The 12,859-nt window shown below is 34.9% G+C and carries 19 protein-coding genes; 7 read left to right on the top strand and 12 right to left on the bottom strand.

Annotated elements, in window-relative coordinates:
- Nucleotides 1-176: 176 nt before the first annotated feature.
- Both ACR9EA_RS06655 and ACR9EA_RS06650 read left to right on the top strand, forming a co-directional pair.
- Complete coding sequence (locus ACR9EA_RS06655; RefSeq protein WP_435138963.1) at nt 177-671, top strand: RNA polymerase sigma factor; 495 nt, start codon at nt 177-179, stop codon at nt 669-671.
- A 4-nt stretch (nt 672-675) separates the two neighbouring features.
- Nucleotides 676-1,320, top strand: a complete 645-nt coding sequence (locus ACR9EA_RS06650) for a hypothetical protein (RefSeq protein WP_435138961.1) — start codon at nt 676-678, stop codon at nt 1,318-1,320.
- Between the two features lie 2 nt (nt 1,321-1,322).
- Here ACR9EA_RS06650 and ACR9EA_RS06645 read toward each other — a convergent pair whose 3' ends face one another.
- Nucleotides 1,323-2,120 carry a lysophospholipid acyltransferase family protein gene (locus ACR9EA_RS06645; protein ID WP_435138959.1) on the bottom strand — a complete coding sequence of 266 codons (798 nt, stop codon included), beginning with the start codon at nt 2,118-2,120 and terminating at the stop codon, nt 1,323-1,325.
- Between the two features lie 44 nt (nt 2,121-2,164).
- On the bottom strand, nt 2,165-2,812 hold the full coding sequence (locus tag ACR9EA_RS06640) for an NUDIX hydrolase (protein ID WP_435138957.1): 648 nt from the start codon (nt 2,810-2,812) through the stop codon (nt 2,165-2,167).
- Between the two features lie 2 nt (nt 2,813-2,814).
- Between ACR9EA_RS06640 and ACR9EA_RS06635 the strand changes: the two genes are divergently transcribed.
- The gene (locus ACR9EA_RS06635; RefSeq protein ID WP_435138955.1) at nt 2,815-3,528 is read left to right on the top strand and encodes a peptidylprolyl isomerase; all 714 of its coding nucleotides are present in this window, start codon (nt 2,815-2,817) and stop codon (nt 3,526-3,528) included.
- Here the strand turns inward: ACR9EA_RS06635 and ACR9EA_RS06630 are convergent.
- Nucleotides 3,525-4,127 (bottom strand): trimeric intracellular cation channel family protein, encoded by a 603-nt coding sequence (locus ACR9EA_RS06630; protein WP_435138953.1) that lies wholly within the window; start codon nt 4,125-4,127, stop codon nt 3,525-3,527. The genes ACR9EA_RS06635 and ACR9EA_RS06630 overlap by 4 nt on opposite strands.
- Before the next feature lie 185 nt (nt 4,128-4,312).
- Here ACR9EA_RS06630 and ACR9EA_RS06625 point away from each other — a divergent pair, with 185 nt between their 5' ends.
- Nucleotides 4,313-4,747, top strand: a complete 435-nt coding sequence (locus tag ACR9EA_RS06625; protein WP_435138951.1) for a DUF2141 domain-containing protein — start codon at nt 4,313-4,315, stop codon at nt 4,745-4,747.
- A 160-nt stretch (nt 4,748-4,907) separates the two neighbouring features.
- Here the strand turns inward: ACR9EA_RS06625 and ACR9EA_RS06620 are convergent, their stop codons facing one another.
- Nucleotides 4,908-5,387, bottom strand: coding sequence for a Dps family protein (locus tag ACR9EA_RS06620; protein ID WP_435138949.1), 480 nt, complete (start codon nt 5,385-5,387; stop codon nt 4,908-4,910).
- 106 nt (nt 5,388-5,493) lie between these two features.
- On the opposite strand from ACR9EA_RS06620, the gene ACR9EA_RS06615 reads away from it, so the two are divergent.
- Both ACR9EA_RS06615 and ACR9EA_RS06610 read left to right on the top strand, forming a co-directional pair.
- Nucleotides 5,494-6,444 (top strand): LysR family transcriptional regulator, encoded by a 951-nt coding sequence (locus ACR9EA_RS06615; protein ID WP_435138947.1) that lies wholly within the window; start codon nt 5,494-5,496, stop codon nt 6,442-6,444.
- 169 nt (nt 6,445-6,613) lie between these two features.
- Nucleotides 6,614-7,531 (top strand): T9SS type A sorting domain-containing protein, encoded by a 918-nt coding sequence (locus tag ACR9EA_RS06610; protein WP_435138945.1) that lies wholly within the window; start codon nt 6,614-6,616, stop codon nt 7,529-7,531.
- A 121-nt stretch (nt 7,532-7,652) separates the two neighbouring features.
- Here the strand turns inward: ACR9EA_RS06610 and ACR9EA_RS06605 are convergent, their stop codons facing one another.
- The 3 genes from ACR9EA_RS06605 to ACR9EA_RS06595 all read right to left on the bottom strand — a co-directional run bounded on the left by ACR9EA_RS06605 (nt 7,653) and on the right by ACR9EA_RS06595 (nt 9,289).
- Nucleotides 7,653-7,850 carry a hypothetical protein gene (locus tag ACR9EA_RS06605; protein ID WP_435138943.1) on the bottom strand — a complete coding sequence of 66 codons (198 nt, stop codon included), beginning with the start codon at nt 7,848-7,850 and terminating at the stop codon, nt 7,653-7,655.
- 124 nt (nt 7,851-7,974) lie between these two features.
- A complete protein-coding gene (locus ACR9EA_RS06600; RefSeq protein WP_435138941.1) occupies nt 7,975-8,772 on the bottom strand; it encodes a TIGR00266 family protein in 798 nt (265 codons plus the stop codon).
- Nucleotides 8,773-8,833: 61 nt separating this feature from the next.
- A complete protein-coding gene (locus tag ACR9EA_RS06595; protein ID WP_435138939.1) occupies nt 8,834-9,289 on the bottom strand; it encodes a DUF4442 domain-containing protein in 456 nt (151 codons plus the stop codon).
- A 223-nt stretch (nt 9,290-9,512) separates the two neighbouring features.
- Between ACR9EA_RS06595 and ACR9EA_RS06590 the strand changes: the two genes are divergently transcribed.
- Complete coding sequence (locus ACR9EA_RS06590) at nt 9,513-9,803, top strand: hypothetical protein (RefSeq protein ID WP_435138937.1); 291 nt, start codon at nt 9,513-9,515, stop codon at nt 9,801-9,803.
- Here ACR9EA_RS06590 and ACR9EA_RS06585 read toward each other — a convergent pair.
- From ACR9EA_RS06585 to ACR9EA_RS06565, 5 genes are all read right to left on the bottom strand, one after another.
- The gene (locus tag ACR9EA_RS06585; protein WP_435138935.1) at nt 9,781-10,416 is read right to left on the bottom strand and encodes a thymidylate synthase; all 636 of its coding nucleotides are present in this window, start codon (nt 10,414-10,416) and stop codon (nt 9,781-9,783) included. The two genes, ACR9EA_RS06590 and ACR9EA_RS06585, sit on opposite strands and share 23 nt — an antisense overlap.
- A 180-nt stretch (nt 10,417-10,596) precedes the next feature.
- Complete coding sequence (locus tag ACR9EA_RS06580) at nt 10,597-10,920, bottom strand: hypothetical protein (RefSeq protein WP_435135687.1); 324 nt, start codon at nt 10,918-10,920, stop codon at nt 10,597-10,599.
- Complete coding sequence (locus tag ACR9EA_RS06575; RefSeq protein WP_435135689.1) at nt 10,917-11,399, bottom strand: hypothetical protein; 483 nt, start codon at nt 11,397-11,399, stop codon at nt 10,917-10,919. Before ACR9EA_RS06575 ends, ACR9EA_RS06580 begins: the two co-directional genes overlap by 4 nt.
- A gap of 5 nt (nt 11,400-11,404) precedes the next feature.
- The gene (locus ACR9EA_RS06570) at nt 11,405-11,986 is read right to left on the bottom strand and encodes a hypothetical protein (RefSeq protein ID WP_435135691.1); all 582 of its coding nucleotides are present in this window, start codon (nt 11,984-11,986) and stop codon (nt 11,405-11,407) included.
- Nucleotides 11,986-12,858, bottom strand: coding sequence for a hypothetical protein (locus tag ACR9EA_RS06565; RefSeq protein ID WP_435138933.1), 873 nt, complete (start codon nt 12,856-12,858; stop codon nt 11,986-11,988). Before ACR9EA_RS06565 ends, ACR9EA_RS06570 begins: the two co-directional genes overlap by 1 nt.
- Nucleotide 12,859 lies beyond the last annotated feature (1 nt).

Genomic DNA, 12,859 nt, shown 5'->3' with positions numbered 1-12,859 from the left:
TATTACAATAATAAATTAAAACAAAAGCTTTAAATAAAATCACAATAACTTAAATTATAAAAACAGACTTTACAGTTATGGTATTTCCCAATAAAATCACTAAACAAAAAATACATTATTCCATTTTGTAACAATTTAAAACGTCGAGCTACTAATAGTATAATTAACCACACCATTTGGATAAAGAATTAGAACATAGTTTTATTGCATTGCTGGAAGAGCATCAAAACATCGTGCACAAAGTTTGTAGGTTGTACACCAATAATTACGATGCGCACAACGATTTATTCCAAGAAATTACCATTCAACTTTGGAAAGCCTACCCTAAATTTCGAGGCGATTCTAAGTTTAGTACTTGGATGTATCGCGTTGGATTGAACACAGCAATAACACTGTACCGAAAATCGAAACGCAGCATTAAAACACAAGAATTCGATGCTGTGCAGTTTAAAATAAAAGCAGAACATTACGACGATACAGAAGAACAACAATTAAAACTACTTTACAGTGCTGTACACCAATTAAACGACATTGAAAAAGCACTTGTTTTTTTATACCTAGAAGACAAAAACTATAAAGAAATTAGCGAAACCTTAGGGATTAGTGAAGTGAATGCCAGAGTGAAAATGAATAGAGTGAAAACGAAATTAAAAACCATATTAAATCCGTAACATTATGGATGAATTAGAATTATTAAAAAAAGACTGGAACAGAAAGGACAACAATAGTTTTCCTAAATTGTCTTACAACGATATTTACAAGATGATTTTAAAACGATCGTCTTCTATCGTAAAATGGATTTTTATTATTAGCCTACTAGAATTTGGGTTTTGGACAGCCTTATCGTTTAGTTTTAAAGATTTTGACGGCTTTGAACGCTTTAACGATACCGATGCTAAATACATTATATTAGGGCTTACGGTATTTGGTTACGTTGTACTGTTTTATTTCTTTTTCTTGTTCTTTAAAAACTACCGCACCATATCGGTTACCGATAGCGCTAAAGTACTTATGGAGAATATTTTAAAAACACGCCAAACTGTTAAACATTATGTAGCTTTTAACCTGCTATTTATGATAGGCTCTACCATAATTGTACTGTTTATAGAGTTTAAACAAGATAGCGAGCTCATAGCCCAGGTTACACAAGCAACCGCCAATGGCAATGCCTTTATGTTCTACGCTAAAACCATTGTTATTGTAGGGCTCGCCCTTACCTTGGTATTAGCTATACTTCTAGGATTTTATTGGCTTATCTACGGAATATTATTAAAAAAGCTAGACCGAAATTATCACGAACTAAAAAAAATGGAGTTATAACATTAATACTCCCTTTGCTTATTTAGTTCTTCCATTTCCTGAATTTGCTCTTTACTAAGCACTTTTAAGAAAGATGGATGTTGCTCTATTGCGTATTCTATTTTTTCTACAATAGCATCAATAGTATCGTTTTCGTAATCGATCTCTAACGGTGCTTTAATCTCCATAGATTGAAGAATATTTTTCTTTTTTATACGCAAGCCCTTTTTGTCGAATGAACGTCTAAATCCGTCTATCACAACAGGAACTACAATGGGTTGGTAGCGTTTTATAATATGCGCCGTCCCTTTACGAATAGGCTTAAATGGCGTGGTTGTACCCTGCGGGAAAGTAATTACCCAACCATCGTCCAGAGCTTTTGCAATACTGGAAATATCGCTCATCTTCACCTGTCGGTTAACATCTTTTCCCTCAGACCTCCAGGTTCGCTCTATACTAATAGACCCAGCATAAGCAAAAATTTTAGGCAACAACCCTGCTTTCATGGTTTCTTTTGCCGCCACATAATACATATTTAACTTGGGTTGCCAAATATATCCAACATTCTTTATCGTGTCCTGTCTTCCACTTAAACTGGCATTAAACACATGAAACATAGCCACTACATCGGCAAAATAAGTTTGATGATTAGAAATGAATAGCACATTGGTTTCGGGTAATTCCTTTATAATTTCCGAACCTTCAATTTGCAATTCGTTAAATCCTCTAAAGCGCCTGTGTGTAAGCACACCCAAATACCTTATTAACCATTTTTTTAAAATAAGTATATGCCCGAAAGGATTTCTCTTAAACAATCCCATAATTTTATGTTGTAATTTTAAATCGCATACAAATGTAGGAAAACTCAAGAATAAGTTGCCGCTTTTAATAGGTCTTTTACCTCGCTAAGCATCATTGCTGTTGCTCCCCATACAGTTTGTCCTTGCAAATAAAACGCAGGCACCTCTGTTTTAATAGCATACGAGGTTTGCACCATTTGGGTGATAACATTGTTTTCGTCTAAAAATTCAGTCAACGGCACCTCTATAATAGCTTCCACTTCTTCGTCTTGTTTGGTTAATTTTGGAGTATTGTTCACTATTCCTATAAAAGGTGTTACAAAAAAGTTACTTGGCGGAATATACACTTGAGTAAGTTCGCGCCATACCTTAATGTGTTGTTCGGGTACGCCTACCTCCTCGAACGTTTCACGAACTGCAGCCGCTTTTATAGATGCATCATCCAATTCTAACTTGCCTCCAGGAAACCCGATTTGTGCAGAATGCACCCCCTTGTAGGTTTTCCTTAAAATTAAAACCAGAGTAGTTTCATAGCTTGTATTCGGATAAAATAAGGCCATTACGCCTGCCTGCCTAGCTATTGCCATCTTCGCCCTATTGGCCTCCTGCAATTGCTTTCTAAAAGGTGGAGACATTTTAAACTGAGATGTTTCGGCTGGTAGCGGTATATTTTTTACTTTTGAAGCTAGCTTTAAAAAATCATCAAAATTCATTTATGAGACTCTTAGTGTTCTGTTTATCCGTTTTACTATTATTTAACTGTGAAGATACGGATTCTAAAAAAAATAAAACAAAAAAGCCCAACACCACTGTAAAAAAAATAGAGACACCACCTACAGACACTATTGTAAAACAGGAGGAAATTACTCGCGAATTCCCACAGTTAGGAGATGAAAACGCTATGGAGTTTTTTCTTCAATACGAAAAAGAACACAAAGAGAATAAGGTTAGACTTATAACAGACTTTGGTACTATTGAAATACTTCTTTTTAACGAAACTAAATTCCACAGAGCCAATTTTATATTCTTAACCAAACAGCATTATTTTGATGCTACACAATTTTACAGAGTAGTAAAAAACTTTATTGTTCAGGCTGGAAATAGCGATGATATCGAAACGGTAAACAAACGTAATTATATTGGCAAGTATTTATTACCGACAGATGCCAAACGCGGATTTACGCACGAACGTGGTGTTGTTTCGATGCCTAGCAGCGAGATCGAAAATCCGCATAAACTAGCATCGCCTTTCGAATTTTTTATTGTTGTTCCGGAGCATGGTGCCCATCACCTAGACGGCAATTACACCATTTTTGGTAAAGTTACCAAAGGCATGGATGTTGTCGATAAAATTTCGGAAGTAGAAACCGATCGTGCCGAATGGCCCTTGCGTAACATTTATATAAAAAAGGTCGAGATTATCAATTAATCTTTATACACACTTGGTAGTGCTATTTTAAATTTTACTGCAATTAATCGTACAGCAATAACCACAACACCAGAAATAATAAAATTGATACTATTGTCTACCCCAAAATGTCGAAGTACTAAATAGCAAATCGCCCCTAAAAAACATGCGGTTGCATAAACTTCCTGTCTAAAAATAACAGGAATCTGTCCACATAAAATATCACGGATAACCCCGCCAAAACAAGCCGTCATCACCCCTAACGAAGCACAAATAACAGGGTCTAATTGAGCAGATATCCCTTTCTCGACACCTATAACAGTATACAACCCGATACCAATGGTATCGAATAAAAACAACGATGTACGCAAATAATCTATTTTATTTCTAAATATTATAGCAAATACAGTAGACCCAAAAATAAGGTACACATAAGTGGGGTTCTTCATCCAAATTACAGGGGTGTCGCCAATTAAAACATCTCTTAACATACCACCACCAGTTGCAGTAACAAAGGCAATGATTAAAATCCCGAAAGGATCCATACGTTTACTTAAAGCCACCAAAACTCCAGAAATGGAAAAGGCTATAACTCCTAAAATATCTATTGCGTATAGCATAATTATCTCTTATTTGAATTACGAATATAGCACTTCCGTTTTGTAAAAACAGATCCATGCATCAAACTGTTCGCGTATTAAAAAATCAGTTCATCCTCAAATTATAACATTTCAGTATGTTACATATGTATTCTTTGTAAAAAGGATAGATTTTAGCCTTGTAAAACAATAAAAAAACAAATTTTATGAGACCTTTTTCAACACCAATCCTAACACTGCTACTCTTTTTAAGCTTGACAACAATTTTGCAGGCGCAAAACACGCCAAACACTTACGACATTACTGTTATCATTGAAAATGTCAAAAACAATTCCGGTCATGTTCTTATAGGACTGCATACCGAAAAAACGTTCATGAAAGGTTCTGGCATACAACACGCTAAATGCAAAATAGAAAATGGAAAAGTAACCACTACATTTAAAAATGTGAGTCCAGGTACTTATGCTGTATTAGCACTACACGACGAAAATGACAATAATACTATGGATTTTGAAGCTAATGGCATGCCTAAAGAAACCTATGGCACTTCTAATAACGACATGGGATTTGGCCCACCTCTATTTGCCAATGCTGCCTTTACAATTACTAACCAAAACGAAATATTAAATATTAGATTATAAACAAAAGAGGCTTTCTAAAAAGTTTAAAAGCGTGTCATTCTGTGCTCGACACAGAATCTCATCATATTGAAAACCAATAATTATGAGAATCTGAAATAAATTCAGATTGACGATAAATTAACTTTTTAGAAAGCCTCTTTACTTTATTTAGCAGTTTATTTTAAACGGTTTCTCCCAACCAAGCTTTCATCATCCAGATGGTTTTTTCTTGCTCGGTAATAAAATCGCTCATCATAGAATTTGTACCTTCATCTGCGGCATCATCAGATTTTTCTAAAAGATCACGCTCAATTTTAAGTAATTCAGTTAACGAATCAACAATTAACCTCACTGCTTTTTCATCTTCCGAAATGTTTTTACCTACCGGAACTTTAGAGTGTTTGGCATAATCTTCAAAAGTATGCAAAGGCGTTTCGCCTAGCGTTAAAATACGCTCTGCAATTTCATCTACTTTAACATTAGCATCGGTATAAAGCTCTTCAAATTTTACGTGCAAATCGAAAAAACGCTTGCCTTTAATGTTCCAATGTATACCGCGTAAGTTCTGATAATATGTTTGAAAGTTAGCCAATAAACTATTTAAATCTTTAGCTAAATCTTTGGTTTTTTTAGAATCTAAACCTAAAATATTAAGTGTCATAATCATCTTATTTTTTAATGTTTACACAAATTTAGTCTATAATTAACAGAATTAACAATAGGTTTTATTGATTGATTTTATAATTTTATAGTCTAAATTTATACGAATGACAATTACACAATTATATTATGTATTGGCTGTTGCCGAGAACCAAAATTTCACAAAAGCTGCCGAAAAATGCTTTGTAACACAACCCACTTTAAGCATGCAAATTCAAAAACTAGAAGACGAATTGGATGTTTTAATTTTCGATCGCGGCAAAAAACCCATAGAATTAACAGAAGTAGGACGCAAAATTGTACACCAGGCTAAAAATATTGTAAACGAATCGTACCGTATTCAAGACATCGTAGATCAACAAAAAGGGTTTATAGGAGGAGAATTCAAATTAGGAATTATATCTACCGTTATGCCAACTCTGCTGCCCATGTTTTTAAATACGTTTATAAAAAAACATCCCAAGGTCAAGTTAAAAATTGAAGAACTTACCACAGAAGATATTGTACAGCGCTTAAACGAAGGACATTTAGATGCCGCCATAGCAGCGACACCTCTAGAAATTGAAAACATTAAAGAACGCGTACTGTATTACGAACCTTTTGTTGGTTATGTGCCCAACAACCACAGATTATTTAAACAACATAACATAGAACCTAGCGATTTAGATGTAGATGATATGTTACTTCTAGAGGACGGACATTGTTTTAGGGACGGTATATTAAACATTTGCAAGTCGTTTAAAAAACATGAAGAAGATACTTTTCAATTAGAAAGCGGTAGTATAGAAACTTTAATTAAATTATCTAACGAAGGGCTAGGCATGACCCTACTGCCTTACCTACATACATTAGATATTAACGAAAATTTAAAATCCAACCTAAAATACTTTAAAGAACCTAGCCCGGCTCGCGAAGTCAGTTTAATTTATCATAAAAGCGAGTTAAAAATGCAAATTATAGATGCCCTTCAACAAGTAATTTCTAGTATTATTCGCGGTGCCATTACCTTCCAGAATGTAAAAATTATAAGTCCGTTACTACAAAAAAAACAAGTTTAAGCCATCAAAAAATATTTTCAAAATTAACTAAATCTTATTTTTTTAACTGTAATTTTAAGTATACCGATATAAAATTGTCTTTTTTCTATGATAATCATAAATTTATTTTTAGATTTGTGTAATCGATTACAAACACAAATCATTTTTTAACAAACTAAAACTATATCACATGAAAAAACAATTACTCAAAATCGGTTTATCTGTAATTTTATGCGCAGCTGGCGCTACCACTTACGCTCAAAGTGACGTTTGGGATTTTGGTGCTGCCGACCTATCGCGATTGGGTTACACCAATAAGTTAACGGTAGACAACATTAACACTAATTTTTATCCTGCAGGCACTCCTGCTGGCTCAGCAAACTTATCTGTAAGTAATTTTACAGCAGACGAAACAGTTAGCTATGTTACAAAAGGTAGCGACCGCCTTAGAACCAACAATGAAAGCATTACTAGATATGATGATAATTTATCGCCTGCACCAGCCTATTCTATAGCGCCTACAGGAGAACTATATGGTTGCTTATACGCTAATGGTTTAGGAGAAGCCAAAACAAGATATTTAGCAGTACAAATGAAAGCAGGAGAATCGTTTTCTTTTGTAGTAACGTCTAATTCCACTGGAGGATCTACCAAAGCAACGTATAAAATGGCCGACGCTGCCGAGGAGCCTAACATTTTAGCAACATGGGATTACGATATTCCTGTAAGCAACGAAGATGACAAAACCGTGGCATTCTTTTTACAATTTCAAGCACCTGCAGACGGCGAATACCGTTTGTACGACGACACTAGTAAAATTAGATACTACAGAGTATACAGAGGAGACATTAACAACCCTTTAAATACATCTTTAAGCCTAGAAGACTTTTCTATTAAAAGTGGTTCTGATATTAAAGCTGTGGGGAACAGAATTGTGCTTTCTAACGTAAAATCGAATACAGAAGTAAATATCTTTAGCGTTACTGGAGCATTGATTAAAACTATTAACACTAGTAAAGATTTAGATTTTGAATTCAAGTCTGGATTATGGTTTGCTACTGTAAAATCGGCAGAAGGTCAAAAATCTGCAAAACTACTTGTAAAGTAATATTTACGAAAAACTAAACTAACTTTATTATAAGCGGTTTAAATAGAAACAACTATTTAAACCGCTTTTTTTATCAGCAATTATGCACTATAAAAAAAGCAACCATTTCGGTTGCTTTTTGTTATGCTTTTAAATAAATTAAACATTGATCTAAATCGGGGTTCTGTTGAACTAAAGATTCTATAAACACCTTAAGTTCTTCAATTTCGTAAGGTAACAATCTCTGAAGTGCCTTTTGCACTTCTTTACAAAACAACGTCGTATCGAAACTAACTTTACTAAGTATCGTTTTCGTATACTCGTACATTGCTCTAGCCATAGGTTTATATTTAGGTTTAGTTAATACTGAATTTAAGTAGATGTATGTATAGACAATTCTTTTTAATGCTGACTAAAAATAGAAAAAAAAATCTAAATATTATCTTAAAACTAAAAAAAACCTGTTAAAACCGATTATCGCCATCTAACAAATCGCCTAATCCGCCAAGTATACTTCCCTCTCCTTTTTTATTGTTTCCTCGTGGTAGAGCCGATAATACACGGCCTGCCAACCTGCTAAATGGCAAAGATTGGATATATACCATTCCTGGACCTGTTAAAGTAGCAAAAAACAAACCTTCGCCGCCAAATACCGTGTTTCTTATACCTCCAATAAATTCTATATCGTAATCTACATCTTTAGTAAATCCAACTATACAGCCCGTATCTACACGCAGTTTTTCGCCAGCTTTTAACTCTTTGGTCGCTAAAGTACCACCTGCATGCACAAAGGCTAAACCATCGCCTTCCAATTTTTGCATGATAAAACCTTCGCCGCCAAATAGCCCACGACCTAGACGTTTAGAAAATTCAATACCTATACTCACACCTTTGGCAGCACATAAAAATGCATCTTTTTGGCAGATAACTTTACCTCCAAACTTAGCTAAATCTACTGCTAAAATTTTCCCTGGGTATGGCGATGCAAAAGATACCGAACGTCTTTCTGGATGCGTATTATAAAAAGCAGTCATAAACAAACGTTCTCCTGTAAGAATTCGTTTTCCAGCCCCTAGAATAGAATCTAAAAAACCTTCATTTTGTTTAGAACCGTCTCCAAATAAGGTCTGCATTTGTATGGCTTCATCCATCATCATAAAACTTCCTGCCTCTGCAACAACACCTTCATTTTGATCGAGCTCGATCTCTACATATTGCATTTCTTCTCCATATATGGTATAATCTATTTCGTGTGCTTTCATAATAAAAATTTTTAAAGTGTTCAATATATCAGTAAACGTCGCCCCATATTTGTTACACCAACTAAGATTTTAATTTTAAAGTCCACTCAAATTTAAAGGTTGATACCACTACTCCATCCGCATTGGTACCAACAGCTTGCATCCAAACCGTTTGCCCTTCACCAGAAGTAACGGTTTTGGCTATGGCTTGGTTTAATTGGTTCCCGTCTTCGCAAACAAATGTTATTTTACCTGTTGCCTTTTTAGTAAAACTAGCTTGGTTACTTAAAACCAACATAGATATATTTTTACCACTTTGCTTTATTTTACTCATTACCAATGCACCTGTAGATAATTCTGCAGCCATGCCCTGTACTGCCCAAAACATAGAACGAAAAGGATTTTGGTTAATCCATCTATGTTTAACTGTAACTACACATCGGTTTTGGTCTATAGATCGTGTACGTACCCCACATAAATATGCCGATGGTAATTTAAACATTAAAAATGTATTGAGTTTAGCTGGGTTTATTTTCATAATTATGTTGTAATAAATATTAGATATACAAATGGTTAAGAGCGCTAGGTTTAAAGTTGTTTAACTTTAAATGATATAATCGAAAAATCGAAATGCACACGTTTTTAAAACCAAATGCACGCTATTTCTGGAATTAAACTTTAAATAATTACTTTTACAATCAAATCTACTAATTATATTTCAATCGTATTTAAAGTGTATTTAAACTCTATTTAATAACCTCATGGTAGACTTAAACTTATTCAAAAAAACTTTAAAAGCCGAAGCCATATCATGCTATGAGAACTTTAAACACAGCTACGATAATTCTCCTTTTATAGCTAAAGATAAAATTATTGATGACCTTATCACGTTTGAAATTAAACAAAACTTAGGCAAAAAAGCGCTTAAAGCTGTTTTAGATAACAAAACTACGAAAGAACAATTAGAAGTCTTAGACCATACTATTAATCACTACAAAAAGAGAACTATTAAAGCGGCATTAGAATACACTAAACATTCAGATCAAACCTAACCGATTTACCTTTCAGTAGTTGCTTAGTTGCCTTTAAATTGTTTTCATATATATGCACATTACCGAGGTTTAAAGTTATTGATTTTAACGGTAAATCTATCTTCTGACTTATCAGATACAAGTGATAAATATCCGCTGGCAAACCTAAGTTAGCATCACTAGATCTTTGGTAGGCACTTACTACCAACTTACCATTATCCACCTGAAATTGTATTAAGCTCAAACACGGCTGCTGGTTGCTTTCAGCATCTGTCGCACCCAAAAACAACACATAATTTTTACTGTTGCGCTTCTCCTTATTAATCCTTTTTATTAACGCTGGTAACTTCTCAAAATAAGTAGGGTAACTATTTACGAGTATAGGGCCACAGTAATCCCACCACGTTATACCAGCCTCGCGATAAGCTTCAGTAGACCGTTCGCCCTTCTGGAACAGCTCCAATTCCTTTTTAAGCTTTATTCTCGCGATACCGTGCCCTTCAAAAATTGCTAACAGATCCGACGGCTTTAAATGGAGCTTCTGGTTTAATAAATACGTAATTTTTCCTTTGTTGTTCTGCTGAGTCTTACCTCGTGTAAGAATGTTACTCAACGTTTTGTGATACTTGTTCATTTTTTGATTGATTTGATGATTGATAAACTCTATATTTGCCCCTCTCACGGTAAAACACAACAAAGCCCAAAGACTCTGGAAAGACATATTGTCCCCCAGTAGCCTTTGGGCTCGTGTTTAAAATACCGTGAGAAGTTTTTAAAGCTGGGGGACTCTTATTTATCCCCCGACAATCGGTGATTAGTCGATTATCGTGTAGTTTTCATCGAGGGCTTTCCTCGTTCTGTCCATGTCGCGTTGGGCTTGGCCTTTGGTTTTTGCCGCGCCTTTTACCTCTGCTTTCGGCCTTTCAGAATTATCCAGAATAGCAAGATAGAACACATACTCGCTGCCTGCTTCTAGATTGCTTGCAGGAACATTATAACTGCTGTTCTTATCAACGCTTATAATAGCGCGGTCGCCAATGATATGCGAGACTGTCGCCACTTTTTTGTGTAATGTTGTTTTTTGGGCAAAACTGGCTACACTTACCAATAATGCCATAACTACTAATAGTCTTTTCATAGGATTTGGGGTTTTAAAATATTAATATTCTCGTATTGATGCACTTTGGTTCTGGCTGCTATTACAGCGTTGTACATCGCGTTATAACAATGGTTTTCGTCTAGTTTATCTAATAACTTCACTAAAAATTTACCGTATTTATTTAAGCTGTCAAGCTCTACGTTCCAGCCTAGTACTTCGCTAATGGTATCGTCTTTATCTCCAAACGCGTAGCGGATGTCCGTGTCTCGCAAAAACAACCAGTTAAAGAAACCACCAAACACGGCGTTACCTAACTGGTCGTAACTGGCTGCTATCTCTATAAAGAAACTGGAAGTTCCTGCCAAAATATCTCGTGCCTTACGCTTTTCGTTAGTAATGCTTACTACTACTTTCCAAATAAAAGCTAGCGGCGTTACTACTGCAAAAAGCACCAAACTAACAGCTATTAAAATGACTCCTAAAAGGAGATTTCCTATATTGGTAAAGAATTCTTTCATGTTTTTTAAATTTCAAATGGATAATCGTGTTCATCGTATAGATCTATAATACCTGCTCGTAATTTTGCTTCTAATTGGTTGTACAAATCCGTTCCTACGTTTTCTGTTCCCAACTCTACCAACATCATGTAACATTTTGTCCATTTTCCAAAGCAAATGGTATCTCCTAAAGGCTCTAACAACAATTCTAGTGCGTTATAATCGGCCAGCTCTAATTCTGCGCCTAGTTGGGCGCGCAAAGACGCCGTCATTAATCTGAACTCTTCCTTACCGCGCTGCTCACGCAATATTTGTAAGTCTACCTGCTCTTGTATTAAACGCTGTTGCTCTTGTAATGCCTTATCTTCTAATTCTTGGGTAGTAAGAGGTAAAACTTCCCTTGTACCTATATCGTTAACTTCATCATAGATTATACCACCCAATTTATGGGTCGATGTACTGTATTCTGGTGCGACAAATTGTCTATACCCATCTTCAAACCATTGTGTTGAATTGGATTGTGAATTATAGTTTATGTTTGTGCCTTTTACTTTTGGTATAGAGACCAAGGTATAAGGTGTTTCGTTTATGTTTATATATTTATCCATTATAAGTTGTAATAAGTTATTATATTCGATTCTAAATCAGATAACTGAGCTTCTATGTCAGTCAGGAATACGATTCCTTCTGTAAATCTACCAGTTGCTTTACCATTATTAGATGTAACGCTTAATACTTGAATTCTACTAGATGTATTTAAATTTATAGAAGTTATACTATCACTCGTTTCTGTTAACAGATCTCCATTGACCTTACCTATAAATCCGCTATTCCCTTGTATATGATATACAGTATCTAGTTTATAATTAGTCCCCTCATAAATAGAAGTATTAAATACTGTTGCTCCATTAAACGTCCTTATACCGTGATTGGTATTATTCTCGTTTGTTAATGATTGTATACGTCTTACTCCACTACCAGATTGACCGTCAAACGGAGCTATACCAAATATTGCATTATCTGCTGAATCTGCTATGGTATTAGCACCTACTACTAGTAAAAATAAATTCATATCTCCGCCTGCAATTGAAAATCCTGATGTTGCAAAATTATTACCTGAGTTTACGGTTTCTACAATATAAGGATAACCAGCAGACGTTACATTTACCACACCATCAGTTGCAATATTACCACCAAAACCAACTGCGTTTAAATGTCTACCATTACCACTTGCATCATAGATGACATCAACTGTGGCATAATCTGATCCTAGCCAATTTTCAATGTGGGGGATATCCAATTCATTATTACTATCCCATTGACATAAGAGTGTATCATTAGTTACCCCATTTCTTATTGTCATAGGATTTGCGTGTGTTGCGCTTAATCTTCTTGCTATAGAATAAGCAGTTGCAGGCGAATAGTTGTCTAGTAAATAACTACCCCCATAAACATTAAAAAAATTTGCTTTCTTTTTCATG

Source organism: Formosa sp. A9 (assembly GCF_051200825.1).
Taxonomy (GTDB): domain Bacteria; phylum Bacteroidota; class Bacteroidia; order Flavobacteriales; family Flavobacteriaceae; genus Formosa.
This window is presented reverse-complemented; position numbering and strand designations above follow the sequence as displayed.

Coding starts and splice junctions, on each gene's coding strand:
- ACR9EA_RS06650 (WP_435138961.1), top strand. CDS start 676: ATGGATGAATTAGAATTATTAAAAAAAGACTGGAACAGAAAGGACAAC.
- ACR9EA_RS06645 (WP_435138959.1), bottom strand. CDS start 2,120: ATGGGATTGTTTAAGAGAAATCCTTTCGGGCATATACTTATTTTAAAA.
- ACR9EA_RS06640 (WP_435138957.1), bottom strand. CDS start 2,812: ATGAATTTTGATGATTTTTTAAAGCTAGCTTCAAAAGTAAAAAATATA.
- ACR9EA_RS06635 (WP_435138955.1), top strand. CDS start 2,815: ATGAGACTCTTAGTGTTCTGTTTATCCGTTTTACTATTATTTAACTGT.
- ACR9EA_RS06630 (WP_435138953.1), bottom strand. CDS start 4,127: ATGCTATACGCAATAGATATTTTAGGAGTTATAGCCTTTTCCATTTCT.
- ACR9EA_RS06625 (WP_435138951.1), top strand. CDS start 4,313: ATGAGACCTTTTTCAACACCAATCCTAACACTGCTACTCTTTTTAAGC.
- ACR9EA_RS06620 (WP_435138949.1), bottom strand. CDS start 5,387: ATGACACTTAATATTTTAGGTTTAGATTCTAAAAAAACCAAAGATTTA.
- ACR9EA_RS06615 (WP_435138947.1), top strand. CDS start 5,494: ATGACAATTACACAATTATATTATGTATTGGCTGTTGCCGAGAACCAA.
- ACR9EA_RS06610 (WP_435138945.1), top strand. CDS start 6,614: ATGAAAAAACAATTACTCAAAATCGGTTTATCTGTAATTTTATGCGCA.
- ACR9EA_RS06605 (WP_435138943.1), bottom strand. CDS start 7,850: ATGGCTAGAGCAATGTACGAGTATACGAAAACGATACTTAGTAAAGTT.
- ACR9EA_RS06600 (WP_435138941.1), bottom strand. CDS start 8,772: ATGAAAGCACACGAAATAGATTATACCATATATGGAGAAGAAATGCAA.
- ACR9EA_RS06595 (WP_435138939.1), bottom strand. CDS start 9,289: ATGAAAATAAACCCAGCTAAACTCAATACATTTTTAATGTTTAAATTA.
- ACR9EA_RS06590 (WP_435138937.1), top strand. CDS start 9,513: ATGGTAGACTTAAACTTATTCAAAAAAACTTTAAAAGCCGAAGCCATA.
- ACR9EA_RS06585 (WP_435138935.1), bottom strand. CDS start 10,416: ATGAACAAGTATCACAAAACGTTGAGTAACATTCTTACACGAGGTAAG.
- ACR9EA_RS06580 (WP_435135687.1), bottom strand. CDS start 10,920: ATGAAAAGACTATTAGTAGTTATGGCATTATTGGTAAGTGTAGCCAGT.
- ACR9EA_RS06575 (WP_435135689.1), bottom strand. CDS start 11,399: ATGAAAGAATTCTTTACCAATATAGGAAATCTCCTTTTAGGAGTCATT.
- ACR9EA_RS06570 (WP_435135691.1), bottom strand. CDS start 11,986: ATGGATAAATATATAAACATAAACGAAACACCTTATACCTTGGTCTCT.
- ACR9EA_RS06565 (WP_435138933.1), bottom strand. CDS start 12,858: ATGAAAAAGAAAGCAAATTTTTTTAATGTTTATGGGGGTAGTTATTTA.